This is a genomic window from Streptomyces sp. NPDC091281 (assembly GCF_044757425.1).
In the GTDB taxonomy this organism is placed as follows: domain Bacteria; phylum Actinomycetota; class Actinomycetes; order Streptomycetales; family Streptomycetaceae; genus Streptomyces.
Map to the genome: position 1 here is coordinate 84,009 of NZ_JBIVUY010000021.1, position 25,969 is coordinate 109,977.

At 72.8% G+C, this 25,969-nt stretch carries 22 protein-coding genes and 3 tRNA genes; 12 read left to right on the top strand and 13 right to left on the bottom strand.

The genetic code is table 11. The features are described from left to right. Positions 1 to 140: 140 nt before the first annotated feature. On the top strand, positions 141 to 386 hold the full coding sequence (locus ACIQPQ_RS36735; RefSeq protein ID WP_401313073.1) for a DUF6274 family protein: 246 nt from the start codon (positions 141 to 143) through the stop codon (positions 384 to 386). A 510-nt stretch (positions 387 to 896) separates the two neighbouring features. Here ACIQPQ_RS36735 and bldC read toward each other — a convergent pair. Together bldC and ACIQPQ_RS36745 are read right to left on the bottom strand one after the other, a co-directional pair. Next, the gene (bldC, locus tag ACIQPQ_RS36740; protein ID WP_033321412.1) at positions 897 to 1,103 is read right to left on the bottom strand and encodes a developmental transcriptional regulator BldC; all 207 of its coding nucleotides are present in this window, start codon (positions 1,101 to 1,103) and stop codon (positions 897 to 899) included. Positions 1,104 to 1,715: 612 nt separating this feature from the next. Further along, entirely contained in the window at positions 1,716 to 2,558 is an 843-nt protein-coding gene (locus tag ACIQPQ_RS36745) for a hypothetical protein (protein WP_383768566.1), read from the bottom strand. A gap of 222 nt (positions 2,559 to 2,780) precedes the next feature. Here ACIQPQ_RS36745 and ACIQPQ_RS36750 point away from each other — a divergent pair, with 222 nt between their 5' ends. Both ACIQPQ_RS36750 and ACIQPQ_RS36755 read left to right on the top strand, forming a co-directional pair. Further along, positions 2,781 to 3,884 (top strand): Leu/Phe/Val dehydrogenase, encoded by a 1,104-nt coding sequence (locus ACIQPQ_RS36750; protein ID WP_401313077.1) that lies wholly within the window; start codon positions 2,781 to 2,783, stop codon positions 3,882 to 3,884. Between the two features lie 305 nt (positions 3,885 to 4,189). Next, positions 4,190 to 4,447: a DUF3073 domain-containing protein gene (locus tag ACIQPQ_RS36755; RefSeq protein WP_401313080.1), complete on the top strand. Its 258-nt coding sequence runs from the start codon at positions 4,190 to 4,192 to the stop codon at positions 4,445 to 4,447. Positions 4,448 to 4,558: 111 nt separating this feature from the next. Here ACIQPQ_RS36755 and purM read toward each other — a convergent pair whose 3' ends face one another. From purM to ACIQPQ_RS36775, 4 genes are all read right to left on the bottom strand, one after another. Beyond that, positions 4,559 to 5,626 (bottom strand): phosphoribosylformylglycinamidine cyclo-ligase, encoded by a 1,068-nt coding sequence (purM, locus tag ACIQPQ_RS36760; protein WP_383768557.1) that lies wholly within the window; start codon positions 5,624 to 5,626, stop codon positions 4,559 to 4,561. Between the two features lie 34 nt (positions 5,627 to 5,660). Next, positions 5,661 to 7,187: an amidophosphoribosyltransferase gene (purF, locus tag ACIQPQ_RS36765; RefSeq protein WP_401313082.1), complete on the bottom strand. Its 1,527-nt coding sequence runs from the start codon at positions 7,185 to 7,187 to the stop codon at positions 5,661 to 5,663. A 276-nt stretch (positions 7,188 to 7,463) separates the two neighbouring features. Beyond that, the gene (locus ACIQPQ_RS36770; protein WP_401313085.1) at positions 7,464 to 8,261 is read right to left on the bottom strand and encodes a sterol carrier family protein; all 798 of its coding nucleotides are present in this window, start codon (positions 8,259 to 8,261) and stop codon (positions 7,464 to 7,466) included. Positions 8,262 to 8,338: 77 nt separating this feature from the next. Next, complete coding sequence (locus ACIQPQ_RS36775; RefSeq protein ID WP_401313087.1) at positions 8,339 to 8,977, bottom strand: TetR/AcrR family transcriptional regulator; 639 nt, start codon at positions 8,975 to 8,977, stop codon at positions 8,339 to 8,341. Positions 8,978 to 9,073: 96 nt separating this feature from the next. Between ACIQPQ_RS36775 and ACIQPQ_RS36780 the strand changes: the two genes are divergently transcribed. Beyond that, on the top strand, positions 9,074 to 10,534 hold the full coding sequence (locus tag ACIQPQ_RS36780; protein WP_401313089.1) for an MFS transporter: 1,461 nt from the start codon (positions 9,074 to 9,076) through the stop codon (positions 10,532 to 10,534). A 145-nt stretch (positions 10,535 to 10,679) separates the two neighbouring features. Here ACIQPQ_RS36780 and purL read toward each other — a convergent pair whose 3' ends face one another. From purL to purS, 3 genes are read right to left on the bottom strand one after another with little or no spacing between them, the layout of a single operon-like run. Then, positions 10,680 to 12,938, bottom strand: a complete 2,259-nt coding sequence (gene purL, locus ACIQPQ_RS36785) for a phosphoribosylformylglycinamidine synthase subunit PurL (RefSeq protein WP_401313092.1) — start codon at positions 12,936 to 12,938, stop codon at positions 10,680 to 10,682. Beyond that, positions 12,935 to 13,615, bottom strand: coding sequence for a phosphoribosylformylglycinamidine synthase subunit PurQ (purQ, locus tag ACIQPQ_RS36790; protein ID WP_383768539.1), 681 nt, complete (start codon positions 13,613 to 13,615; stop codon positions 12,935 to 12,937). The genes purL and purQ overlap by 4 nt, the downstream gene beginning before the upstream one ends. Beyond that, positions 13,612 to 13,875 carry a phosphoribosylformylglycinamidine synthase subunit PurS gene (gene purS, locus ACIQPQ_RS36795; RefSeq protein WP_015659417.1) on the bottom strand — a complete coding sequence of 88 codons (264 nt, stop codon included), beginning with the start codon at positions 13,873 to 13,875 and terminating at the stop codon, positions 13,612 to 13,614. The genes purQ and purS overlap by 4 nt, the downstream gene beginning before the upstream one ends. A 382-nt stretch (positions 13,876 to 14,257) precedes the next feature. Here purS and ACIQPQ_RS36800 point away from each other — a divergent pair, with 382 nt between their 5' ends. From ACIQPQ_RS36800 to ACIQPQ_RS36835, 8 genes are all read left to right on the top strand, one after another. Beyond that, the gene (locus tag ACIQPQ_RS36800) at positions 14,258 to 14,575 is read left to right on the top strand and encodes an Lsr2 family protein (RefSeq protein ID WP_401313096.1); all 318 of its coding nucleotides are present in this window, start codon (positions 14,258 to 14,260) and stop codon (positions 14,573 to 14,575) included. A gap of 136 nt (positions 14,576 to 14,711) precedes the next feature. Then, positions 14,712 to 14,783, top strand: a tRNA-Gly gene (locus ACIQPQ_RS36805). 79 nt (positions 14,784 to 14,862) lie between these two features. Next, a tRNA-Gly gene (locus ACIQPQ_RS36810) sits at positions 14,863 to 14,938 on the top strand. A gap of 259 nt (positions 14,939 to 15,197) precedes the next feature. Beyond that, a complete protein-coding gene (locus ACIQPQ_RS36815; RefSeq protein WP_401313120.1) occupies positions 15,198 to 16,190 on the top strand; it encodes an ABC transporter ATP-binding protein in 993 nt (330 codons plus the stop codon). Between the two features lie 104 nt (positions 16,191 to 16,294). Then, entirely contained in the window at positions 16,295 to 17,038 is a 744-nt protein-coding gene (locus ACIQPQ_RS36820; RefSeq protein WP_401313123.1) for an ABC transporter permease, read from the top strand. 115 nt (positions 17,039 to 17,153) lie between these two features. Next, positions 17,154 to 18,431 (top strand): sensor histidine kinase, encoded by a 1,278-nt coding sequence (locus ACIQPQ_RS36825; RefSeq protein ID WP_401313099.1) that lies wholly within the window; start codon positions 17,154 to 17,156, stop codon positions 18,429 to 18,431. A gap of 5 nt (positions 18,432 to 18,436) precedes the next feature. Beyond that, on the top strand, positions 18,437 to 19,042 hold the full coding sequence (locus tag ACIQPQ_RS36830) for a response regulator (RefSeq protein WP_401313126.1): 606 nt from the start codon (positions 18,437 to 18,439) through the stop codon (positions 19,040 to 19,042). 23 nt (positions 19,043 to 19,065) lie between these two features. Beyond that, positions 19,066 to 19,138: transfer RNA gene (locus ACIQPQ_RS36835), tRNA-Gly, on the top strand. 51 nt (positions 19,139 to 19,189) lie between these two features. On the opposite strand, the gene ACIQPQ_RS36840 is transcribed toward ACIQPQ_RS36835, so the two are convergent. From ACIQPQ_RS36840 to purD, 4 genes are all read right to left on the bottom strand, one after another. Beyond that, on the bottom strand, positions 19,190 to 20,089 hold the full coding sequence (locus ACIQPQ_RS36840; protein WP_401313100.1) for a phosphoribosylaminoimidazolesuccinocarboxamide synthase: 900 nt from the start codon (positions 20,087 to 20,089) through the stop codon (positions 19,190 to 19,192). 141 nt (positions 20,090 to 20,230) lie between these two features. Further along, positions 20,231 to 21,916 carry a N,N-dimethylformamidase beta subunit family domain-containing protein gene (locus tag ACIQPQ_RS36845; protein ID WP_401313103.1) on the bottom strand — a complete coding sequence of 562 codons (1,686 nt, stop codon included), beginning with the start codon at positions 21,914 to 21,916 and terminating at the stop codon, positions 20,231 to 20,233. A 196-nt stretch (positions 21,917 to 22,112) separates the two neighbouring features. Beyond that, a complete protein-coding gene (locus tag ACIQPQ_RS36850; RefSeq protein WP_401313105.1) occupies positions 22,113 to 23,960 on the bottom strand; it encodes a hypothetical protein in 1,848 nt (615 codons plus the stop codon). A gap of 318 nt (positions 23,961 to 24,278) precedes the next feature. Further along, positions 24,279 to 25,565, bottom strand: a complete 1,287-nt coding sequence (gene purD / locus ACIQPQ_RS36855) for a phosphoribosylamine--glycine ligase (protein ID WP_401313107.1) — start codon at positions 25,563 to 25,565, stop codon at positions 24,279 to 24,281. Between the last annotated feature and the right edge of the window lie 404 nt (positions 25,566 to 25,969).

A 25,969-nucleotide genomic window follows, 5' to 3' on the forward strand; every position in this document is an offset into this window, starting at 1 on the left:
GTGGGCCGGCTCTCTCAGCCGGTCTGTCCGGCGCGGGGCTTGGGGGGGGGCGGGGGCGGGCGGGCGGGGGGGGGGGGGGGGCGGGGGCCCCCCGGGGGGGGGGGGGCGCGGGCCCCCCCCCCCCCGGCGGGAGGTGGCGCGTGACGGTTCCGGCGGCGCACGAGACACGGGCGTTGCTGCGCGCGCACCTGTCGGCCGCGTCCTCGTACCGGCATCTCACCCGCCACTGCCAGGTCTGCCTCCGGCTGGAGCGGCTGGTGCTGGAGGCGCCGCCGGACGAGGCGGAGCGGCCCGCGGTCCGGCCGTCGGGGGCGCCGCGGCCCGAGGCGCGCCCCGCGCCGGAACCGGTACCGGACGCCAACGGCCGGGCGCCGCAAGCTCATTAGCGCATGAGGAGGCGCGGCAACAAGACCAGTGGCATGTGACGGGAGTCACCGGTTGAGTTCGGGAATGGGGGGTTCTTACCCGTCTCCTACGCGAGGTCAATTTAATATGTGCAATTGCACTGCCCGGAGGGGACGGCGCGAGGGCATTCCGGAGGTCCTCCGGGGGCTCTTCACAGCCTCTCCCTGACTCCGGCAAGTCCCTTCACAGGCACGGCGGGCAGGGTGGGGGGCGGGCGCCGCGCGGCGGCCCGAGGGCGCCCGGCGGACTCCCCACGGTCGTTCACGGGCGCTCAGGGGCGCACACGGGCGCGCAGAGGCGCGCAGGCGGCGGCCCGGAGGAGGGCACAAAAAAGATCGCGCTGGACCCGGCGGAGTCCAGCGCGATCGACGACGCACCGTATGGATGACGGGTCTGTTGGGGCAGACCCGCGTCGTGTGGAGCTTGGTTTCCGGGTTTCCCGGCGGATTGGGGGCCGCCGTGTCACCCGGGAGGCAGTGCTATGCGGTTGTTCAGGCTTCGGTGCGCTGCTGGGGGATGCCCGCCAGCAGGGCGCGGACCTCGGCCTCGCGGTATCGGCGATGTCCGCCGAGCGTACGGATCGACGTGAGCTTGCCGGCCTTCGCCCACCGTGTGACCGTCTTCGGGTCCACACGGAACATGGTGGCGACCTCAGCCGGGGTCAGCAGCGGCTCAGCATCAGGGGTGCGAGCGGTCATGAGCGGCCTCCTCGGGAGAACCGAACCTTCTCGGTTCTTTCCTCTAAATTCTGCACCTTGACCCGCGTTGCCCGAAATGGCGGACGCGAGTCGAGTCGGTTATAGGACGAACGGCTTGTCCTCGGCACTACAACTACACCATCTGTCCAGCCGCGTCGGCCAAACCGATGGAATTGCCCCCCAGGTGTTCATCGGCGACGGAAGCCGATGGACCGTGCCATAGCGGACAGTCACGCCGGTGTGACGATCAGTCACACGACGATCAGGAGTCACCAGACCCCCCAAAGCGAGTGCAATGCTGAGAATCCCCCCACGATGGAGCACAAGTGGACGGACGGAGCCCTCCCCGGACTCCTTGTCCTATTTTGGCACGAGGAGGGGCAAGCGGCGCAAGGGCCGCGTACGTGCGGTCCGTCACCCTTGAGACATAAGCCCGGATCGGGACCTACGTCCCGTCAGTTCCGTGAAGTGCGGCTGACCGTACGCTGTTCTGAGGCATATGACCGTGACCCAGATCACTCGGGCAGGCGTCTGTCATTTCTGTCACACCGTCAGGCGGGAATACCGGCGACCCCTCCGCCCGCGACGGGCATCCGGACCGGCGCCGCGCCCTCAGTTCGCCGAGCGGCGGTCGCGCACCGAACGCCAGCGCTCCGCGAGCCGCGCGTAGGCCGCGCCCGCCGCGGCGCCGTCCCCGCGGCGCAGGGCGTCGATGCCGTCGGCGACGTCCGCGGCCGACCGGTCGCCCTCCAGGTCACCGGCGGGCAGGACGTGGACGAGCCCGCCGTAGTCCAGCTCCACCAAGGAGCGCGGGTGGAACTCCTCCAGCCAGCGGCCGACGTCGACCAGGCCGTCGATCAGCGGGCCCTCGTCCATGGCGTCCTTGAGGGCGCGCAGGCCGCGGGCGACCCGGCGGCGGGCCTGGACCATGGGAGTGCGGTAGCGCAGCACCGGCGCCTGCTCCGCGGTGCCCTTCTCGTAGACCCGCTCGGCGTCGGCGACCAGGACGAACCAGTGCAGCGGGATCTGCCAGGTCGCCGTGCGGATCCAGGGGCGGGCGTCGGGGTTGCGGGCCAGCCAGCGCTCGTAGTCCTGGGCGGCCTGGCGGCGCACCAGCGGGGGCAGGACCGCGTCGAGGACGGGGGCGGGCAGCTCGCCGCCGAGGTCCTCCAGCGCCTGCCAGCCGCGCAGCCGGGTCCGCCAGGGGCAGACGCACAGCACGCCGTCCACCTCGGTGACGAAGGCGTCGCCGCTCTCCTGGACCGGCACCGCGACCGGCGGCACCGGCAGCAGGTCGGCCAGAGAGCGGCGCAGCTCGTCCTGGTAGCCGGGGCGGTCGGTGCGGCGGGCGTAGCGCTCCCAGTGGCCGCGCTCCGGCTCGGGGAAGGCGGCCAGCGGCTCGTAGACCCGCAGATAGGCGGCGTACGGGACGATCACGGAGGACACCTGGGGCACGCCTGCTCCCTCCCCTCCGGGGCGCCGGGGAAACCTCGCGGGCCCACGCGGCGGCGGAGCCCTGGAACAGGCAAATCGTCGCACGTCCGTGCGGAGCGGGAAGGTGATCCGCACCACCACGGCGTGGGGTGCGCGCACAGGCTCTACCCTCATCCCACGGGCCCCGCCACCCGTACGGGAGCCCCCGTCCCACCCGCCGCTAGTTACCCAGGAGTCACCACCGTGACCGACGTATCCGGCGCGCCTGCTGATGTGCTGCACACCCTGTTCCACTCGGACCAGGGGGGTCATGAGCAAGTCGTGCTCTGCCAGGACCGTGCCAGCGGTCTGAAGGCCGTCATCGCCCTCCACTCCACCGCGCTGGGCCCCGCCCTGGGCGGTACGCGCTTCTACCCGTACGCGACCGAGGCGGAGGCCGTCGCCGACGCGCTGAACCTCGCGCGCGGCATGTCGTACAAGAACGCCATGGCCGGTCTCGACCACGGCGGCGGGAAGGCCGTGATCATCGGCGACCCCGACACGATCAAATCCGAACAGCTGCTGCTCGCGTACGGCCGGTTCGTGGCCTCGCTGGGCGGGCGGTACGTGACGGCCTGCGACGTCGGCACCTATGTCGCCGACATGGACGTCGTGGCGCGCGAGTGCCGCTGGACGACCGGGCGCTCGCCGGAGAACGGCGGCGCGGGCGACTCGTCGGTCCTCACCGCGTACGGCGTCTACCAGGGCATGCGGGCCAGCGCCCAGCATCTGTGGGGCGACCCGTCGCTGCGCGGCCGCAGGGTGGGCGTCGCGGGCGTCGGCAAGGTCGGCCACCACCTGGTGCGCCACCTGCGGGACGAGGGCGCGGAGGTCGTGATCACGGACGTGCGCGAGGACGCCGTACGGCGCGTCCTCGGCGAGTACGCCGAGGGGGTCACGGCGGTGGCGGACACCGAGGCGCTGATCCGGGTGGACGGGCTCGACATCTACGCGCCCTGCGCGCTGGGCGGCGCCCTGAGCGACGACTCGGTGCCGGTGCTGACCGCGCGGGTGGTGTGCGGGGCGGCCAACAACCAGCTCGCCCACCCGGGCGTCGAGAAGGACCTCGCCGACCGCGGCATCCTCTACGCGCCGGACTACGTGGTGAACGCGGGCGGGGTCATCCAGGTCGCCGACGAGCTGCACGGGTTCGACTTCGAGCGGTGCCGGGCGAAGGCCGCGAAGATCTTCGACACCACGCTGGCCATATTCGCACGTGCGAAGGCGGACGGGATTCCGCCGGCCGCGGCGGCCGACCGGATCGCCGAGCAGCGCATGCACGAGGCGGCCCAGGCGCGCGGGTGGTGACCGGGTCCGCGCCCGGTCGCTGAGGGGCGCGCCGGTACCCGCCGGGGGCAGGTTGGAGAGAACTCTCACTCTTCCCGGCGGGTCGGCCGCCAATAAGTGGTTAAAATCGCCACTGACCAGCGGGGACAGGGCGCCCCGCAGGTGCTGTGCACACGCGCGTGCTACGGGCGACGTACCGTATGGGTGCGGGCTCAGGTACCGTGGAAGCCCTACGGACCGGCCTCTCCGCGGAGAGTCCGTTCCGGATCATGAACGCGTGTCAAGACTCTGGGGCCGTCGAGCCCCGTCGTTGAGGGGGTCGAGCCATGGGGCGCGGCCGGGCCAAGGCCAAGCAAGCGAAGGTCGCCCGCCAGCTGAAGTACAACAGCGGCGGGACGGATCTCTCACGCCTGGCCGAAGAGCTGGGCGCATCGCCATCGAACATGCCGCCGAACGGCGAGCCGTTCGTGGACGATGACGATGAGCAGGACGACGACCCGTACGCCCGGTACGCCGAGCTGTACGCGGACGACGAAGACGATGACGGCGAGGACTCCTCGCACCGACATCGTCGCGGCGCTTGACCTTGTCGTAGGAGTTTCAGGCTTTCGGGACTTCCACGCTTCGAGGCTTGTCGGCACTCACCCGGTCGGTGACTTCGGTCACCGACCGGGCTTTGTGCTGCCCTGCGGGGCTCAGGCGTAGTCGCCGACCAGCTCCGCTCCGGTGGTGTGCGCGCCGCGCTCGGTGATCTCGCCCGCGACCCAGGCGCCGACCCCGCGGTCGGCGAGGGTGGCCAGGGCCACGTCGGCGGCGTCCTGCGGCACGATCGCGATCATGCCGACGCCCATGTTGAGGGTCTTCTCCAGCTCCAGCCGCTCGACCCGGCCGGTCCGGCCGACGAGGTCGAAGACGGGGGCCGGGGTCCAGGTGGAGCGGTCCACCACGGCGTGCAGGCTGTCCGGGATCACCCGGGCCAGGTTGGCGGCGAGGCCGCCGCCGGTGATGTGCGAGAAGGCGTGCACATCGGCCGTGCGGGTCAGGGCCAGGCAGTCCAGGGAGTAGATCTTCGTGGGCTCCAGCAGCTCCTCGCCGAGGGTGCGGCCGAGTTCCTCGATCCGGGTGTCCAGGGAGAGCTTCGCCTCGGTCAGCAGGACGTGCCGGACGAGGGAGTACCCGTTCGAGTGAAGACCGGAGGCCTCCAGGGCGATCACGGCGTCACCGGCGCGGATGCGGTCCGCGCCGAGCAGCCGGTCGGCCTCCACGACGCCCGTACCGGCGCCCGCGACGTCGAAGTCGTCCTCGCCCAGCAGGCCGGGGTGTTCGGCCGTCTCGCCGCCGACCAGGGCGCATCCGGCGAGGACGCAGCCCTCGGCGATGCCCTTGACGATCGCGGCGACCCGCTCGGGGTGGACCTTGCCGACGCAGATGTAGTCGGTCATGAACAGCGGCTCGGCGCCGCACACCACGATGTCGTCCATGACCATGGCGACCAGGTCGTGGCCGATGGTGTCGTAGACGCCCATGCGGCGCGCGATGTCGACCTTGGTGCCGACGCCGTCGGTGGCGGAGGCCAGCAGCGGGCGCTCGTAGTGCTTGAGGGCGGAGGCGTCGAAGAGGCCGGCGAAGCCGCCGAGGCCGCCGAGGACCTCGGGGCGCTGCGTCTTCCTCACCCACTCCTTCATCAGCTCGACGGCGCGGTCGCCCGCCTCGATGTCGACACCGGCGGCCGCGTAGGAAGCACCGGAGGATGTCTCAGACATGGCCTGGGATCTTTCGGGTTGGTGGTACGGAGGCTTACGGGCGGCGGATCGCGTCCGCGGCGGCGGTGGCCGCCGGGCCCGCGGCCAGCTCCGTCTCCAGCAGCTGCTTGCCGAGCAGCTCCGGGTCGGGCAGCTCCATCGGGTACTCGCCGTCGAAGCAGGCGCGGCACAGGTCCGGCTTGGCGATCGTGGTCGCCTCGATCATGCCGTCAAGGGAGATGTACGACAGGGAGTCGGCGCCCAGCGAGGTGCCGATCTCGTCGATCGACATGCCGTTGGCGATGAGTTCGGCGCGGGTGGCGAAGTCGATGCCGAAGAAGCAGGGCCACTTCACGGGCGGCGAGGAGATCCGGATGTGGACCTCGGCCGCGCCGGCCTCGCGGAGCATGCGGACCAGGGCGCGCTGGGTGTTGCCGCGCACGATCGAGTCGTCGACGACGACGAGCCGCTTGCCCTTGATGACTTCCTTGAGCGGGTTCAGCTTGAGGCGGATGCCGAGCTGGCGGATCGTCTGCGAGGGCTGGATGAAGGTCCGGCCGACGTAGGCGTTCTTGACCAGGCCCGCGCCGAAGGGGATGCCGGAGGCCTCGGCGTAGCCGATCGCGGCGGGGGTGCCGGATTCCGGGGTCGCTATGACCAGGTCGGCCTCGACCGGGGCTTCCTTGGCCAGGCGGCGGCCCATCTCCACACGGGAGAGGTAGACGTTGCGGCCCGCGATGTCGGTGTCGGGGCGGGCCAGGTACACGTACTCGAAGACGCAGCCCTTGGGCTTCGCGTCCGCGAATCGGGAGGTGCGCAGGCCGTTCTCGTCGATGGCGACGAACTCGCCCGGCTCGATCTCGCGGACGTAGGAGGCGCCGCAGATGTCGAGGGCGGCGGACTCGGAGGCCACCACCCAGCCGCGCTCCAGGCGGCCGAGGACCAGCGGGCGGATGCCCTGCGGGTCGCGGGCGGCGTAGAGGGTGTGCTCGTCCATGAAGACGAGGGAGAAGGCGCCGCGCACCTGCGGGAGGACCGCGTGGGCGGCCTCCTCGATGGTCAGCGGCTTGCCGTCGGCGTCGGCCTGGGCCGCGAGGAGCGCGGTGAGCAGGTCGGTGTCGTTGGTGGCCGCGACGCGCGGGGTGCGGCCCTCCTGCTTGGGGAGGTCGGCGACCATCTCGGCGAGCTGCGCCGTGTTGACGAGGTTGCCGTTGTGGCCGAGCGCGATCGAGCCGTGCGCGGTGGCGCGGAACGTCGGCTGGGCGTTCTCCCAGACGGAGGCCCCGGTGGTCGAGTAGCGGGCGTGACCGACCGCGATGTGACCCTGGAGGGAGCCGAGGGAGGTTTCGTCGAAGACCTGGGAGACGAGGCCCATGTCCTTGAAGACGAGGATCTGGGAGCCGTTGCTGACCGCGATTCCCGCGGATTCCTGGCCCCGATGCTGGAGGGCGTAGAGCCCGAAGTACGTGAGCTTTGCGACCTCTTCGCCCGGAGCCCAGACACCGAAGACGCCGCAAGCGTCCTGGGGGCCTTTCTCGCCGGGGAGAAGATCATGACTGAGTCGACCGTCACCACGTGGCACGTCCCCGAGTGTAGGCGAGATCGACCACTGGTCCGAATTGGGGATACTCACGGGTAACTCGATCTTGAGTCTTGACTTCTTCCCTTGATCGACTTGTTTGCGCAGGTCAGTGGCGGATTTTCTTGATCCACCAGCGCGGTGGAAGCGGGGGCCGCGGCTCCGGCCGGGGCGGCGGAGGGGCCGGGTGAGTGAGCTGTCGCACATCATTCGGCATCCGGGAGCCGTCCGGAGGGCGTCCGCGGGACGCCGGGGCGGTCCGGGGCGCCTGCGCCGGGCTCACGCCATGAGCGGCAGCAGCTCCGTCAGGTCCGCGCGCTCCCCGCTCGCGCGCACCGCCCCCTCCGCCACCGCGTCCGCCCAGGCCAGCCGCCCGGTCGCCAGCCGGACCCAGGTCAGCGGGTCGGTCTCGACGACGTTCGGCGGGGTGCCGCGGGTGTGCCGCGGTCCGGGCACGCACTGCACGACGGCGTACGGCGGGACGCGGACCTCGGTCGCCCCGCCGGGCGCCTTCAGCGCGAGGGCGTCGGCGAGCAGCCGGGTCGCGGCGGCGAGGGCCTGCCGGTCGTACGGGATGTCCGGGCCGGGCAGGGCGGCGTTGAGGTCGTCGGTGTGCACGACGAGTTCGACGGTACGGGTGACCAGGTAGTCGGCCAGCGGGAGCGCGCCCGCGTTGGTGGCCAGCAGCCGGGTGCCCCGGTGGGCGTCGAGCAGGACGGCGAGGTCGTCCGCGACCCGGGCCAGGTAGGCGTCGAGGTCGGGGTGGGCGGCGGCCACGTCCCGGGTGAACGCGTCGATGGCGGCGGAGTTCGCGGCGGTGGCGAACGGCCACGCGGCGATCGTGACGTCCTGCCGGGCGGGCTCGGGCAGGTCGAGGGCGCGCCCCACGGCGGTGACCGCCATCCCGATGTGCGCGACCAGCTCCCGCACGGTCCACCCGCCGAGCCGCGTCGGCGCGGCCAGCTGCTCCTCCGTCAGCCCCCGCACCCCCGCCCGCACCAGTTCCAGCTGTGCGAACACGGCGGCACGCGTCCGCCCGGCGTCGTAGGTCCGGGCACGCTTCTTGGCGGGAGGCATGGGCGCGAGCCTATGCGGCGGGGGCGGGGTGGGGCGCGGGGCTCCCCCCGGGGCCCGCGGCTGCCGGGAGGGTCCGCTCAGCGCGCCACCGCGTACCCCCCGAGCCCGTGTTCGACGAGGGCGAAGGCGTGGCGGGCGCGGGCGGCGGCGTCGCCGGCCACCTGGTCGACGCTCTCGCCCGCGTCGATGCGGCGGTGGTGTTCCTCGACGAGGGCGGTGCGGGCCGAGGTGAGGGTGGTGGCGGCGATGAGGGCGAGGGTGGCGTCGCCGGTCTCCTCGGTGAGGAGGTCGGCGAGTTCGCGGGCGCCGCGCTCGGAGGCGACGTAGGCCCGTTCCCGCAGGACGGGGGTCTTCATGATGACGGCGCGGATGCGGCGGGCGAACGGCTCCACGTTGAGGCCGACGGAGGGGTCGCGGGTCTCGATCATCTCCAGGAACTGGCGGCGGACGGCCGCCACCGCGGACTCGCCCGGCGCCCGGTCGCGGACCGCGCGGGCGGCGTCGGAGAAGTGCTCCTCCATGGGGCGGAAGACCAGGTCCTCCTTGGTGCCGTAGTAGTTGAAGACGGTCATCTTCGAGACCTCGGCGGCGTCGGCGATCTCCTGCACCGAGACCGCGTCGAAGCCCTTCTCCAGGAACAGGGCGATGGCGGACCGGTAGATCCGCAGCGCCGTCTGCTGCTTCTTGCGCTCGCGCAGCCCCATCGCCTCAGCCATGGCCCCACCTTACCGCGATGAAGTTTAGGTCAAGATAAAGTTTTGCCTCAGATGAAAGATTGACTCGGTACATGAATCGCGGGCAGGGTGGGGCCCATGACCGACACCCAGCGCAAAATCGGCCTCGTCGTCTGCCTCGTCACGATCGTGCTCGCCGTCCTCGACATGCAGATCGTCTCCGCGGCGACCGTCCCGATCGTCAAGGACCTCGACCCCGAACACGGCATCGACAAGATCCCGTGGCTGGTCAGCGCCTTCTCCCTGGCCTCGGCGGCGATCCTGCCGCTCTACGGCCGCCTCTGCGACGTCCTCGGCGCCAAGCACGTCTTCCTCGGCGCCCTCTCCGCCTTCCTCGCCGGTTCCGCGCTGTGCGGCGCGGCCCCCTCGATGGGCTGGCTGATCGCCGCGCGGGCGGTGCAGGGGCTCGGCGCGGGCGGACTGATGAGCGTGACGATGGTCGTCATCGCCCAGCTCTCGGAGCCCGGCGGACAGCGCAAGGGCGCGGGCACCGGCGGGATCGTCGCGGGCGGCGGCATCGCCGTCGGCCCCTGGCTCGGCGGCTTCCTCGCCGACCACGCCAGCTGGCGCTGGGCGTTCTACGTCAACCTGCCGCTCGGCCTCGCCGCCCTCGCCACCGCCGTCGTCGTCCTGAAGCTGCCCGGCCGCACCTCCGCCGACCACTCCATCGACTTCACCGGCGCCGCGCTCGGCGCCGCCTTCTCCAGCAGCCTGCTGCTCGTCACCGAGTGGGGCGGCAAGGAGTACGCCTGGGCCTCCCCGCAGATCATCGGCCTCGCCCTGGCCTCGGTGACCGCCCTCGGCCTGTTCCTGCGCCGCCAGTACACCGCCGCCCAGCCGATCCTGCCGCCGTCCCTCTTCCGGGTCCCCGCCCTGCGGCTCGGCTTCGCCATCCAGGGCCTGATGGGCGCGGCCATGAGCGGCGCCATCTACTACGTCCTCGTCTACCTCCAGCTGGTGCGCGGCATCACCAGCTCCTCCGCCGGGCTCTACCTGATCCCGATGGCGGCCGGGATCATGGCCGTCGGCGCCGTCACCGGGCGGCTCGGGGCGCGCGGCTGGTCCGAACGAACGTTCCTGATCAGCGGCTCGGTCGCGGGCACCCTCGGCTTCCTGCTGCTGGCCACCACCGGCACGGACACCTCGCTGTGGTGGCTGCGTGCCGCGATGCTCCTCGTCGGCCTCGGCTTCGGGCAGCTCCTCGGCCAGCTGATCCAGCTGGTGCAGCGCACGGCCCCCGAGCGGCAGCTCGGCGTCGCCACGACCGCGGTCCGCTTCTTCCAGACCCTGGGCACCGCCCTCGGCGCCGCCCTCTTCGGCACGCTCCTGACCCGCCTCTACGACGGCCCCGGCGAGATCGGCTCGCTCACCGTGCTGCGCGGCGCGGCCCGCACGGAGGGCCTGGCGTCGTATGTCTCCGGCCTGGACACCGTGTTCCTGTGCGGGGCGGGGGTCATGGCGCTCTGCCTGGTGCTGGCCCTGCGGCTGCCGCGGACGGCGGCGGCCCCGGAGCCGGTGCGCGAGCCCGTCACCGCATGACGGACGGTACGCGAGCCCGTCGCCGTATGACGGCCGGTCCGCGCGTGCGAAGGCCCCCGTCCCGGAGATCCGGGGCGGGGGCCTTCGTCCTGCGGTGCCGCGGCGACGGCGGGTCAGCGACCGTTTGCCGCGCGGCGGGGAACGCTCACGCGAGGAGCGCGGGGATGGTGCCCTCGTGGGCCTCGCGCAGGACGGTCAGGGGGAGCGTGAACGCGCCCTGGACGTCCACCGCGTCGCCGTCGACCACGCCGATCCGGGTGGCCGGCAGGCCGCGGGCGCCGCACATGTCGGTGAAGCGGAGTTCCTCCGAGCGCGGGACGGCGACGACCGCGCGGCCCGCCGACTCCGAGAACAGGAACGTGAACGCGTCCAGGCCGTCCGGGACGACCAGCCGCGCGCCCTTCCCGCCGAGCAGCGCCGACTCCACCACGGCCTGCACGAGGCCGCCGTCGGAGAGGTCGTGCGCGGAGTCGACCATGCCGTCGCGGGAGGCCGAGATCAGGATGTCGGCGAGCAGCCGCTCGCGCTCCAGGTCGACCTTCGGGGGCAGGCCGCCGAGGTGGTCGTGGACGACCTGGGACCAGGCCGAGCCGCCGAACTCCTCGCGGGTGTCGCCGAGGACGTAGAGCAGCTGGCCCTCCTCCTGGAAGGCGACCGGGGTGCGGCGGGCCACGTCGTCGATGACGCCGAGGACCGCGACCACCGGGGTCGGGTGGATGGCGGCCTCGCCGGTCTGGTTGTAGAGCGAGACGTTGCCGCCGGTCACCGGGGTGCCGAGCTGGAGGCAGCCGTCGGCGAGACCGCGGACGGCCTCCGCGAACTGCCACATGACGGCCGGGTCCTCGGGCGAGCCGAAGTTCAGGCAGTCGGAGACGGCGAGCGGCCTGGCCCCGGTGGTGGCGACGTTGCGGTACGCCTCCGCCAGGGCGAGCTGGGCGCCGTGGTACGGGTCGAGCTTGGCGTACCGGCCGTTGCCGTCGGTGGCGATGGCCACGCCGAGGCCGGTCTCCTCGTCGATGCGGATCATGCCGGAGTCCTCGGGCTGGGCGAGGACGGTGTTGCCCTGCACGAAGTGGTCGTACTGCGAGGTGATCCACTTCTTGGACGCCTGGTTCGGGGAGGCGACCAGCTTCAGGACCTGGTCCTTCAGCTCCTCCCCGGAGGCGGGCCGGGCCAGCTTGTCGGCGGTGTCGGCCTGGAGGGCGTCCTGCCAGTCGGGGCGGGCGTAGGGGCGCTCGTAGACCGGGCCGTCGTGGGCGACCGTGCGCGGGTCGACGTCGACGATCTTGCCGCCGTGCCAGAAGATCTCCAGCCGGTCGCCGTCGGTGACCTCGCCGATGACGGTGGCGATGACGTCCCACTTGTCGCAGATCGCGAGGAAGCGGTCGACCTTCTCCGGCTCGACGACCGCGCACATCCGCTCCTGCGACTCGCTCATGAGGATCTCCTCGGGCGAGAGCGTGGAGTCGCGCAGCGGTACGTCGTCGAGGGTGACGCGCATGCCGCCGGAGCCGTTGGAGGCCAGCTCCGACGTGGCGCAGGAGAGCCCGGCCGCGCCGAGGTCCTGGATGCCGACGACGAGCTTCTCCGCGAAGGCCTCCAGGGTGCACTCGATGAGCAGCTTCTCCTGGAAGGGGTCGCCGACCTGGACCGCGGGACGCTTCGACGGCTTGGCGTCGTCGAAGGTCTCCGAGGCGAGGATCGAGGCGCCGCCGATGCCGTCGCCGCCGGTGCGGGCCCCGTACAGGATGACCTTGTTGCCCGCGCCGGAGGCCTTGGCGAGGTGGATGTCCTCGTGCCGCATCACGCCGATGGCACCGGCGTTGACCAGCGGGTTGCCCTGGTAGCAGGCGTCGAAGACGACCTCGCCGCCGATGTTGGGCAGGCCCAGGCAGTTGCCGTAGCCGCCGATGCCCGCGACGACGCCGGGCAGTACCCGCTTGGTGTCGGGGTGGTCGGCGGCGCCGAAGCGCAGCGGGTCCACGACGGCGACCGGGCGGGCGCCCATGGCGATGATGTCGCGGACGATGCCGCCGACGCCGGTGGCGGCGCCCTGGTAGGGCTCGACGTAGGAGGGGTGGTTGTGCGACTCAACCTTGAAGGTGACCGCGTAGCCCTGGCCGACGTCGACGACGCCCGCGTTCTCGCCGATGCCGACGAGGAGCGCGTCGGACTGCGGCGCCTTCTCGCCGAACTGGCGCAGGTGCACCTTGGAGGACTTGTACGAGCAGTGCTCGGACCACATGACGGAGTACATGGCGAGTTCGGCGCCGGTCGGGCGGCGGCCGAGGATCTCCACCACCCGCTCGTACTCGTCCTTCTTCAGGCCGAGTTCGGCCCAGGGCAGCTCGACGTCGGGGGTCGCGGCCGCGTGCTCGACCGTGTCCAGAGGCGTCCGGCTCATGCGTTGACCAGCTTCTTGAGGATCGAGGTGAAGAAGGGCAGGCCGTCGGTGCGGCCGGACCCGATGAGGGGTTCCACGGCGTGCTCCGGGTGGGGCATCAGACCGACGACGTTCCCGGCCTCGTTGGTGATGCCGGCGATGTCGCGCAGCGAGCCGTTGGGGTTGAAGTCCACGTAGCGGAAGGCGACGCGGCCCTCGGCCTCCAGCATGTCCAGCGTGCGCGCGTCGGCGACGTAGCGGCCGTCCATGTTCTTCAGCGGGATGTGGATCTCCTGGCCGTCCGTGTAGTCGGTGGTCCAGGCGGTCGACGCGTTCTCCACCCGCAGCTTCTGGTCGCGGCAGATGAAGTGGAGGTGGTCGTTGCCGAGCATCGCGCCGGGCAGGAGGTGCGCCTCGGTGAGGATCTGGAAGCCGTTGCAGATACCGAGGACGGGCAGGCCCGCCTTCGCCTGCTCGATGAGCGGCTCCATCACCGGGGAGAAGCGGGCGATGGCCCCGGCGCGCAGATAGTCGCCGTAGGAGAATCCGCCGCACAGCACCACGGCGTCGACCTGGTGGAGGTCCTTGTCCTTGTGCCAGAGGGCGACCGGTTCGGCTCCGGCGAGACGGATCGCGCGCTGGGTGTCGCGGTCGTCGAGGCTGCCGGGAAAAGTGACGACGCCAATACGAGCGGTCACTTCGCGGCCTCCGCGACTTCCTCCACCTTGACGGTGAAGTCCTCGATCACGGTGTTGGCGAGGAAGGATTCCGCAAGATCATGGATGCGGGCGAGCGCGGCCTCGTCGACCGGTCCGTCCACTTCCAGTTCGAATCGCTTTCCCTGACGTACGTCGGAGATCCCCTCGAAACCCAGCCGCGGCAGTGCGCGCTGGACCGCCTGGCCCTGGGGGTCGAGGATCTCCGGCTTGAGCATGACGTCGACTACGACGCGTGCCACTGGCACTCCCGGTGGTGTGGTGCTGAGCAGGTGCCTGCGGACTGTCTCCGACAGGTGTCTTCAGACTACCCGCACCAAATTTCTACGCGAGTAGAGTTGGAGGAATCTACGTGAGCGCCATCACGGTCCGCCACCGGGGCGACCACGTCACGAAAAGTTCAGGGAAAGATCCGTGTCGCTTCCCGTCCGCCTATTGCGCTGGGACACGCGGAGAGATTTAGTCGAGCTTCACATTCCATTGCCGGGCACTGTACAAATGAAAAGGCAATAGCCGATACTTTGCCCCATAACAGGCTGACAGTCGGCATCTCCATGACGGATGACGGACGGATGACGTCTCGGCACGTCATCGCGGAGATGTCGCACGAAGGGACCGATATTCGTGGCGCAGAAGGTCGTGGTCACTCTCTTTGACGACATCGACGGCTCGGAAGCGGCGGAGACGATCGCCTTCGGACTCGACGGCAAGTCGTACGAGATCGACCTGAACCAAACCAATGCCAAGAAACTGCGTAAGGCGCTCGCGCCCTACGTGGAGGCCGGCCGCAAGAGGTCCCGCTCCGGGAAGGCCTACCGGCAGACCGAGGTCGCCCCCGACCCGGCCGCCGTCCGCGCCTGGGCACAGGCCAACAAGATGGAGGTGCCCGCCCGCGGCCGCATCCCCAAGAAGGCCTACGAGGCGTTCACCGAGGCGCAGTGATCCGGTCGGCCGCACCGCCCCCGGGGCCCGCCCGCGGCCCCGGGGCCCAACCGACTTGCGCTACCCCCCACATGGTCGGCTAATGTCTGGAGCACGCCGCCGGGCGGGGCCGAAAAGCCCAGCTCACGGAGGCCACGCGGGTGTAGTTCAGTAGCAGAACATCCTCCTTCCAGGAGGAAGGCGCAGTGTGCAATTCCTGTCACCCGCTCTGCATCGCCGTCCGACCGGTCCGCCGGATCGGGTAGGCTGATGCTCGCGCCGATCGGTGAGAGCCGGTCGGATGCCCTGCGGACGTAGCTCAGTTGGTAGAGCGCAACCTTGCCAAGGTTGAGGTCGCGAGTTCGAGCCTCGTCGTCCGCTCCATCGTGAAGGCCCCGGTCGGTGACCGGGGCCTTCGGCGTATGTCCTTCTTGCTTTCCGCATTCCGCGCCCGCGCCCGGCTTTCCGACTTTCCGGTATCTCCCGCTCCGGTTACGGGACTTACGGCGGCCCCGCTCCCGTTCCGGCTCCGGGACCTGCGGCCTCCCCGGCCCCCGGCGCCCCTGACATTTGTCATGCCGACCGGTGACAGCGCGCACTGCGCACCGCGCCGTCCGGCGGGGAGCCTTGAGGCATGGAAGCGATGGAAGCCAGGAACACGGAAGAACACGTGATCGAGGTCACCGGCCTCCGCCGTGTCTACGGGGGCGGGTTCGAGGCGGTCCGCGGGATCTCCTTCCACGTCGGACGTGGCGAGGTCTTCGCCCTGCTGGGCACCAACGGGGCCGGCAAGACCTCCACGGTCGAACTGCTGGAGGGACTGGCCCCGCCCAGCGGCGGACAGGTCCGCATCCTCGGCCACGACCCCCACGGCGAACGCGACGCCGTCCGGCCGCGCACCGGCGTGATGCTCCAGGAGGGCGGATTCCCCTCCGAGCTGACCGTCGCCGAGACCACCCGCATGTGGGCCGGATGCGTCAGCGGGGCCCGCCCCGTCGACGAGGCGCTCGGCCTGGTCGGGCTCAGCCGCAAGTCCGGCGTCCGCGTCAAGCAGCTGTCCGGCGGTGAACGGCGGCGGCTCGACCTGGCGCTGGCGCTGCTCGGCCGCCCGGAGGTGCTGTTCCTCGACGAACCCACCACCGGCCTCGACGCCGAGGGACGGCGCGACACCTGGGACCTGGTGCGCTCGCTGCGCGACAGCGGGACCACCGTGCTGCTGACCACGCACTACCTGGAGGAGGCCGAGAGCCTCGCCGACCGGCTGGCCATCCTGCACCGCGGGCGGATCGCGGCCACCGGCACCCCCGAGGAGGTCACCGCCGCCCAGCCGTCCCGCATCGTCTTCCGGCTGCCCGACGGCTGGTTCGTCGGCGACCTGCCGCCGCTCGACCGGCTCGGGGTCACCGCACACGAGGTCAGCGGAAGCGTCGTACGGCTCCAGACCGAGGAGTTGCAGCGGACCGCGACCGGACTGCTGGTCTGGGCGGAGCAGGCCGGCGTGACGCTGCACGGCCTCGACGTGCGGTCGGCCTCCCTGGAGGAGGCGTTCCTCGGCATCGCCCGCGACGCGGCACGGGAGACCGACGGCACGGACGGCACGGGGACGGACCACGCGAGCGAAGGAGTGGCGGCATGAGCGGCGGCGGAACCATCAGCACCCGTACGGGCACCGGCGCGGCCGGGAACGGGACGGGAAGGCCGACCGGCGGCGGACGGGCGACGACCACGCCCGTGAGCCGGATGGCGTCCCTCGCCCGCGCGGAGGTCACCCTCCTCGGCCGCAGCAAGGCCACCCTCATCGCGGCCGTCCTGGTCCCGCTCGGCCTGCCCTTCAGCCTGCGGTCGGTCATCGACGGCATGGACGTCGAGGAGTCCGGGCTCAGCGTCGGCACGGTCCTGCTGCCCGCCGCGATCGGCTTCTCCCTGCTGTTCGGCGTGTACTCGGCGCTCACCGGCATCTACACCTCCCGGCGCGAGGAACTCGTCCTCAAGCGGCTGCGCACCGGGGAACCGCGCGACGCCGAGGTCATCGCCGGATCGGCGCTGCCGGTCGTCCTGATGGGCCTCGTGCAGTGCGTGGTGATGGCGGTGGGCTGCACCGTCTTCCTCGACCTGACCGCCCCCGAGGCGCCCCAGCTCGCCGTGGTCGGTGTCCTGCTCGGCCTGGTGATGTGCGCGGCGCTGGGCGCGGTCACCGCGGCCGTGACCCGCACCGTGGAGAGCGCGCAGGTGACGACGGTGCCGTTCGTCCTGGTGTCGATGGTCGCCTCCGGGGTGACCGTCCCGCTGGAGCTGATGCCGGACGACGTGGCGAGCTTCCTGAAGCTGCTGCCGCTCTCCCCGGTGATCACCCTGGTCCGCGGCGGCTGGACCGGCGACCTCTCCGCCCATGACACCCTCGGCGCCCTGGGCACCGCGCTGGCCTGGACCCTTCTGTCGGTGTTTGCTGTACGACGGTGGTTCCGCTGGGAGCCCCGGCGCTGACCGGCGCCCGGCACGACGGGCGGCCGGGCCGGACCGGGGGCCCGGCATCGGGCACCGGCACGGGACGCCGCAGCACGGGCGACACCGCGGGGACGGACACGGGAGAGGCACGCTGATGGGCACGCCGGACGGCTGGTGGCGGCGGAAGAGCACACCGGCGAAGGTCGAGACGTACACCCGCTGGTCGTTCCACTTCTTCGCGCTGGCGGAGTTCTCCGCCGTGTTCCTGCCCCTGGTGGGCGGGGTGTGGACGGGTGCGGCGCTGTTCGCGCCGCTCGCCGTCGGCGCGCACTGCGCCCTCACCGTCGTCCTCGCGGCGCGGACCCTGGACTGGACGCGCGGTCGGCGCCCGCGCCCGGTGCGCCTGCTGTGGGCGTTCACCGGGGTCTCCGCCGTCGTCGCCGTGGCGACGATGTGGGTCGCCCACACTGCGGACCGGGAGGACCTTCAGACGTCGGCGGCCACCGTCTTCGTGATCTGCCTGGTGTACGGCGCGGGCATCAGCACGCTCGGCATGTACCGGTGGCGGCTCGGCGCCGGGGTCGTCGCCGGGTACGCGGCGGGGGCCGCGCTCGCGGCGGCGGCGTTCGGCTCGGACGGGCTCACCGTCCTCGTGGCCGCGGCGGCCGTACTGATCGGCGGCGGGTTCTTCGCCGTCACCTGCGCGTTCTCACTGTGGCTGCTGAACGCGGTCTACGCGATCGCCGAGGCCAACGAGACCCGTGCCCAGCTCGCCGTCGCCGAGGAGCGGCTGCGGTTCGGACGCGACCTGCACGACGTGATGGGGCGCAACCTCGCGGTCATCGCCCTCAAGAGCGAACTGGCGGTGCAGCTCGCCCGGCGCGGGCGCCCGGAGGCCGTGGAGCAGATGATCGAGGTGCAGCGCATCGCGCAGGAGTCGCAGCGCGAGGTCCGGGACGTCGTACGCGGCTACCGGGACGCCGACCTCGCCGTCGAACTCTCCGGCGCGCGCGGGGTGTTGACGGCGGCGGGCATCGAGTGCCAGGTGTCCGGGCGGACCGCCGGGCTGCCCGGCGAGGTGCAGTCGGCGCTGGGCTGGGTGGTGCGCGAGGCGACCACCAACGTGCTGCGGCACGGCAACGCCACCCGGTGCGCGATCGACGTACGGCTCCGCGCCGGACGGGTCGTGCTGACCGTGGAGAACGACGGGGTGGACGACGGGACGGAGGCCACCGGCGGCGCCGGGGGTTCGGGACTGGCAGGGCTGGAGGAACGGTTGCGCAAGGTGGACGGGACCCTGGTGGCGGGACCCGCCGGGGCGGGGACGTTCCGGGTGGTGGCGGAGGTTCCGCTGCCGGAGCCGGCGGGGGCGCACGCGGTGCGCGCCGACGCCGCGGAGCGGCGGCCCGCGCCGAGCGGGGACGGGGTGTGAGCGGCGTGGTGCGGGTGCTGCTCGCCGACGACGAGCACCTGATCCGGGGAGCGCTGGCCGCGCTGCTCGCCCTGGAGGACGACCTGGTGATCGTCGCCGAGGCGGCCACCGGGCCGGAGGCACTGGCCATGGCACGGGCGCACCGCCCGGACGTGGCGGTCCTCGATCTCCAGATGCCGGGCGCCGACGGTGTGAAGGTCGCCACATCCCTGCGGACCGAACTGCCGGACTGCCAGGCGCTGATCGTCACCAGTCACGGCCGTCCGGGGCACCTCAAGCGGGCGCTCGCGGCCGGTGTGCGGGGGTTCGTCCCGAAGACGGTCAGCGCCCAGCGGCTCGCCGAGATCATCCGCACGGTGCATCAGGGAAACCGGTACGTCGACCCCGAGTTGGCGGCCGACGCGATCGCCGCCGGGGACTCCCCGCTGACCGCGCGGGAGGCGGAGGTCCTCGAACTCGCCGCCGACGCGGCGCCGGTCGCGGAGATCGCGGAACGGGCCGCGCTGTCGCCGGGCACCGTCCGCAACTACCTGTCGTCGGCCGTCTCCAAGCTGGGGGCGGAGAACCGGCACTCGGCGGTGCGGCTCGCACGGGAGCGGGGTTGGGTATAGTTGCTCTCGCGCCACGGCGCACTGCGGACGTAGCTCAGTTGGTAGAGCGCAACCTTGCCAAGGTTGAGGTCGCGAGTTCGAGCCTCGTCGTCCGCTCCGCACAGAAGGCCCCCGGTCCGCCGGGGGCCTTTCTCGTGCGCGCGGGCGCTACGCCCAGCTCATGCCGGTGAGGCGTTCGAAGGCCTCGATGTACTTGGCGCGGGTGGCGTCGACGACCTGCTGGGGCAGCGGCGGCGGGGGCGTCTCGCTCGCCCGGTCCCAGCCGGACTCCGCCGAGGTGAGCCAGTCGCGGACGAACTGCTTGTCGAACGACGGCTGTGCCCGGCCTGGCCGCCAGGTGTCGGCGGGCCAGAAGCGGGAGGAGTCCGGGGTGAGGACCTCGTCGGCGATGACGAGGGTGTCCCCGTCGAGCCCGAACTCGAACTTGGTGTCGGCGAGGAGGATGCCCCGCTCGCGGGCGATGCCGCGGGCCCGGCCGTAGACGTCGAGGGTGGTCCGGCGCAGGTCGGCGGCGAGTTCGGCGCCGACCTGGCGGGCGACCTCCTCGTACGACACGTTCTCGTCGTGGTCGCCGACGGCGGCCTTGGTGGCCGGGGTGAAGATCGGGGCGGGGAGTTCGGAGCCGTCCTCCAGGCCCTCGGGCAGGGCGAGTCCGCAGACCGTACGGGTCCGGTCGTACTCGACGAGGCCGGAGCCGGTGAGGTAGCCGCGGGCCACGCACTCGACGGGGACCATGGCGAGGGACTTGCAGACGAGGGTGCGGCCCGCCCAGTCGGCGGGGGCGCCCTCGGGCAGCTCGGTGCTGAGGACGTGGTGCGGCACCAGGTCGGCGAGCTGGTCGAACCACCACAGGGAGAGCCGGGTGAGGACGCGCCCCTTGTCGGGGATCTCGGTCGGCAGCACCCAGTCGTAGGCGGAGATGCGGTCGCTGGCGACCATCACGAGGTCGCCCGCCTCGTTGCGGTACAGCTCGCGCACCTTGCCGGTGTGCAGATGCACCAGGCCCGGCACCTGAAGGGGCTCGGGCTTTTCTACGAATCCGGACACGGTTCCTCCCCGTGGTTCTGTCCTATCGCGTCGATTGTCCCGTACACGGGGAGCGGAAGAGGACACGGGGGCGGTGGGGTGCAGCGGGGCGGGGCGGAAGTCGTGTGGGGGTGCGGGGCGGGAGTGGCGGGGGCGGGCGGGTCAGTCGCGTTTGCAGATCCGGTCGAGGAGGTTGGCGGTGGCGCGCTGGACGCGGGCGTCGACGTGGCCGGGGCGGTCCAGCGCCGGGGACCAGGCGAAGGTGCCGGAGGCGAAGACCAGGGCGCCGGAGGGATGCCGGTACAGGGAGGTGTCCTGGTGGCGGGAGACGCCGTCGGCGTCGGTGTACGGGGAGTGGGCGAGGAGGGTGCGCTCCTCGTGGGGCGGGAGGGCGGTGCGCGGGAAGTAGCGGTCGGCCTCGCCCGCGACCAGGCCGTCGATCGGGTCGCCCTCGTGGGCGCCGGTCGCCTCCCACAGCCAGTGCCCGGCGTTGCGGACGATCAGCGGCTGCGGCGCGGGCACCGGGCCCGCGTACTGGATGCCGAGGAGCTGCTGTTCGGCCCGGTCGGCCTCCCGCCACAGCACCGGCCGTCCGGGGCCGCGCCGCTTGCGGCAGGTCAGCAGACGGCCGGGCGCTCCGGACGGGGACGGCCCCAACTCGACCTGCCAGTAGAGGGAGTTGGCGGAGAGGAAGACCAGCGAGGTGCCCTGGTCGCGGGCGTGTTCCACGGCCCGGCGCATGGGCTGCGACCAGTACTCGTCGTGGCCGGGGAAGACCACGCCCCGGTGGCGGGCGGGGTCGGCCTGCCCGGTGTGCAGGTCGCGGGCGTCGGCGTACGCGAGGTCGTAGCCGTACCGCTCGGCCCAGCGGATGACGTCGTAGGCGTGCCCGACGTGCAGGGGGAGACCCGCGCCCGCGTACGGGCGGTCGAAGGAGACGGTGGTGGCGGCGTCGGCCTCGCCGAGCAGCCGGCCCCACTCGTCCCACGCGTGGTAGAGGCTCGCGCCGGTACGGCCGTCCTCGGGATACAGGTTGTACGCCTGCCAGGTGATGTCCGGGAGGACGAGCAGCAGGTCGGCGGGACGGTCGCCGCGGACCGTGAACGGGATGTGCGAGCGGTGGCCGTCGACGGTGGTGAGGACGGCGACATACGCGCCGGGGCTCCAGTACGACGGGACGCGCATCCGCCAGGAGAGCCACCAGTGGTGGCAGGAGACCGTGCGGTCGGCGGTGAGCGGGGGGAGCTGGGTCATCCCCGACAGCCGCGGACTGGTGGTGATCTTGGCCGCGCCGGCGCCGTCGTAGTGGCCGACGCGGTAGATGTCGATGCCGAACTCCTGGGGCGGGTCGACGCTGACATGGAAGTCGACGGCCTCCCCGGCCACGACCGAGCCGGTGGAGGCGAAGCCCTTGATCTGGTGGCCCACGTCGTCGGCGGAGCGGGGGGCGCCACCGGAGCGGGGGCGTCCGGCGGGACGGGGGTCCCGGGCGGGGCGGGTGCGGGGGCCGGGGACGCGGGCGCCTGCGGCGGGGGCGGTGGCGGGGGCGGGGGCGCTTTCGGCGGCGCTGGGGGTGGCGGTGGTGGGGGTGGTGGTGCTTGGGGAGGCGTCGGGTCCGTCGGCCGGGGGGAGGGGGTCGACGTACCAGGGGACCATGCGGCCGGTGTCGTCGAAGTAGGTCTCGTCGCCGCGCAGCCAGGGGAGCGGGCCCTGTCCGAAGGGGTCCGTCACGGCGTGGGCCAGCGCGCCCGACTCCCAGCGCCGGACACGGTCCTCGCCCCGGTCGTGGCCGTGGTCGTGGCCGTCGGTCTGGGTCTGGTTCCGTGTCCGTCCGTCGCCCTGTCCCATGGTGCTCTCCTCCCGTGGCCTATGTCGGCAGCGCATGCCATGGGCGCGTTCTGTCTCAGCACATCACATTGAGCGCGCAAGTGGTCACGGTTCGTTGCGAATTGACGAAAAGTGGAACACACGCTTCCGAGTGGTACGGCTGATGCGGCGGCACGGCGCGGCCTGGGCTGCTCGTGGGGGCGGCGGGCCGACGGTGTCAGCCGAGGCGGACCGGCTTCTCGGGGCGTATCCCCAGCTCGACCAGCCAGGCGCGGAGCGGGACCGCGTCGCCCTCCTCGACCAGGCTGAGCACGGGGGGCGTGAGGTCGGCCACCCGCTCCCCGTGGACCAGCAGGGTGGGCCCGTCGAGCCAGTCGAGGCCGGGGGTGGCGCCGACGGTGTCCATCGCGGCGCAGCAGACCATCGCCGTGACGTGGTCGGTGAGGAGTTCGCGGTCGCTGCGCGGGGGCTGGAGCGGGAAGAGGGGGAGCGCGTGGTCGTCCCAGAGGGCGGTGTCCGCGCTCTGCCCGGCGGGGTGGCCCCCGGTCGCGCCCGGCGCGGCGATCCCCGTGGCCTCTTCCCTCGCCACCTCGACACCGAGGCGGGTGGCGAGGGCGGAGCTGGTGGGGTGGGCGGGGAGGTCGGGGTCGGCTTCGGGGTCGACTTCGGGGTCAGGGTCGGGGGCGAGGGGGGCGCCGTCGAGGTGGGTGCCGTCGGTGTGGGGGTAGGGGTCGGCGGCGGGGGCGTCCGGGGCGGGGGTCGCCGTGAGGTGGTCCAGGACGCGGGACAGGGTCGGGCCGTCGGTCGGGCCGTCGGCGGAGGGGGTGCCGGGGTCGCCGGGGCCGGTGGCGGGGCGGCGTACGCCGAGGGCGTCCAGGACGCGGTGGAGGCGGGCCGCGTCGGTACGCCACTTCCGGTCGACGACCTCCTCCGGATACTCCTGCCAGTCGACGGGCGACCAGTCGGGGCCGGGCTCGGCGGGGCCGCCGTGGAAGAGGCGGGCGGCGAGCAGCGAGGTGGCCTCGTCGATGGCGCCGGGCTCCTCCAGCAGATCGCAGGCGGGGCGCTCGCCGAGCCGGGAGGCGAAGCCCTCCGCGAGCCGGTCCCGCCGGGACAGCTCGGTGAGGGCGGCGACGACCCCGGCGTCCAGGCGGGCGGGCCAGCGGCCCATCCGCCAGGCGGGCAGCGCCACGCGTGTGAGCAGCCGGTCCCATCCGGCGTACGCGAGGCCCACCTGCTCCTGGGCGACGATCCGCAGTCCGTAGTCCACGGCCTGGGCGCGCTCGGCGGCGGCGGAGGCCACCCCGCGCTCCATCTCGGCCGCGTGCACCTGGCAGGCACGCAGCAGCAGCCGCACCACCCGGGCGAGGGCCGCGCACACCAGGCGGGCGCCGGGGCGGCGGCCCCGCTCGACGGCGACGGCCAGCGCGGCGTCCAGACCGCGCACGAAGCGCCGGGCGGCGGCTATGTCGGGGTGCGCCGAGGGGCCCGTACCGGCGACGACCGGCGCGAGGACCGCGCGCAGTTCACCGACGCGCATCCACCACAGGAAGGGGGAGCCGATGACGAGGACGGGCGCCGTCGCCGCGCGCCGGTGGGCGGGGTCGCCCGGCCCGGCTATCTCGTCCGGGGCGCGGTCGGGCTGCGGGCCGTGGGCGCGGTGGGTGCGGTCCTCCAGCCAGCTGTCGCAGTCCGGGGTGAGGGCGATCGCGGAGGGGGCGGGGACGTCGAGCCGGTCGGCGAGGTCGCGCACCAGCCGGTACAGGTCGGGGGCGGCGCTCTCCGGGATCGCGACGGTGGGGGTGAGGGCCGGGCGGGCGCGGGCGACCACCAGGGCCACCGCACCGGCGGCGAGCAGGACCAGCAGGGCGACCCCGCAGACCACCCAGCGGGCGGCGTCCCAGCCGGACCCCACGAGGTGGCCGCTGGTGCCGCCCGCGAGCAGGATCACGGCGGCGGCCGCGGGCAGCAGCGCCCCGGCGACCGCCCGGCTGCGGACCCGCAGCACGCCCAGCGCCCGGGCCCGCGCGATCCGCGCGCCTGTCTCCGCTCCGATTCCGCTCACGCCGGGTTCACCCCCTCCCCTCAGAGCCGGACGCCCGGGTCGCCCCGGACCGTCCCTGCCGTATCGCCGTTGTCCGTCTTGTCCACTCCCCCACTGTGGCACCCGCCACTGACATCGCAATGCCGGTGGGCCAAGTGCCGGAATGCTTGCGCCGCACCCTAGTTGGCAGGTGGGCCCCCGTCAGCCGGATGGGGTAGCGCTCACTCGATGGAATGGCTTTGGGGAAAGGTGGATGACTGTGGGCAAGGAACAGGCCCCGGGTTCCATGGAGCGGTCCATGGAACCCGGGGCCCGTGAAGCGGCCGCCGGTGAGGGGGCTCAGGCTTCGGCCGCCGCCTTCGCCGCGATGTCCGTACGGTGCTGGGAGCCGTCGAGGCCGATGCGGGAGAGCGCCCGGTAGGCCCGCTCGCGCGCCCGCGTGAGGTCGTCGCCGGTCGCGGTGACCGACAGGACGCGGCCGCCCGCGCTGACGACGGTGTCGCCCTCGGCGCGGGTGCCCGCGTGGAGGACGTAGGCGTGCGGGGCGTCCTCGGCGGCGACCTCGGCGAGGCCGGTGATCGGGTCGCCGGTGCGCGGGGTGTCCGGGTAGTTGTGGGAGGCGACGACGACGGTGACGGCGGCCTCGTCGGTCCAGCGCAGCGGCGGGAGGTCGGCGAGGTCGCCGGTGGCGGCGGCCTTGAGGAGTCCGGCGAGCGGCGTCTTCAGACGGGCGAGGACGACCTGCGTCTCGGGGTCGCCGAAGCGGGCGTTGAACTCGATGACCCGCACGCCCCGACCGGTGATCGCGAGTCCGGCGTAGAGCAGCCCGGAGAAGGGGGTGCCGCGGCGGCGCATCTCGTCGACGGTCGGCTGGAGCACGGTCTGGAGGACCTCGTCGACCAGCTTCGGGTCGGCCCAGGGCAGCGGCGAGTAGGCGCCCATGCCGCCGGTGTTGGGGCCCTCGTCGCCGTCGAGCGCGCGCTTGAAGTCCTGGGCGGGCTGGAGCGGGACGACCGTCTCGCCGTCGGTGACCGCGAAGAGGGAGACCTCGGGGCCGTCGAGGTACTCCTCGATGACGACCCGGCCGCGCTCGGCGGCGGGCGCGGCGGGGTCGCCCAGGCAGGCGGCGGCGTGCGCGGCGGCGGCGGCGAGGTCGTCGGTGACGACGACGCCCTTGCCCGCGGCGAGCCCGTCGTCCTTCACGACGTACGGCGCGCCGAAGGCGTCGAGCGCCTCGGCGACCTCGTCGGTGGTGGCGCACAGGTAGGAACGGGCGGTGGGCACACCGGCGGCGGCCATCACGTCCTTGGCGAACGCCTTGGAGCCCTCCAGCCGCGCGGCCTCGGCGGAGGGCCCGAACACCGGGATGCCCTGCTCGCGTACGGCGTCGGCGACCCCGGCGACCAGCGGCGCCTCCGGGCCCACGACGACGAGCCCGGCGTCGAGCCGGGTCGCCAGCGCGGCCACGGCGGCACCGTCGAGGGCGTCGACCGGGTGCAGCTCGGCGACCTCGCCGATGCCGGCGTTGCCGGGGGCGCAGTGCAGCGCGGTGACGGCGGGGTCGAGGGACAGTGAGCGGCACAGGGCGTGTTCGCGGGCGCCGCTGCCGATGACGAGGACGTTCACGGGGGTCAGCCTAACGGGCGCGGCGGGCGGCCCTTGTGCGGGCTTCCGAAGGGGTGGGGGTGGGGGGCTTGTAGGTTTCTCCGAGGAGGGAGGGGCGTGGCGGGGCCGCCGGGGTGGTGGTCCGGGTGGGGGTCGGGGTGGTTCGGAGGCTGACCTGGGCGGCGCCCCGCGCCGGGGCTCGCGGGAGAGGTGGCGGCCTTGGTGGCGGCCCGACAGGGCGCTCGGCCCGGTAGGCGGCCCCGTCCGACGGGGACTCGGCCGCCGCCGCTGGTCGTCGTCGGTGGACTCGGTCAGTCGTCGGTGAACTCGTCTAGGGTCTGTCGTTTGGATCATGCCGGCTTCGGGCCTCGGTGCCTGGTGAGTGCCGGTGAGCGGGGTGTGGTGCGTGCAGCTGCAAGGCGGAG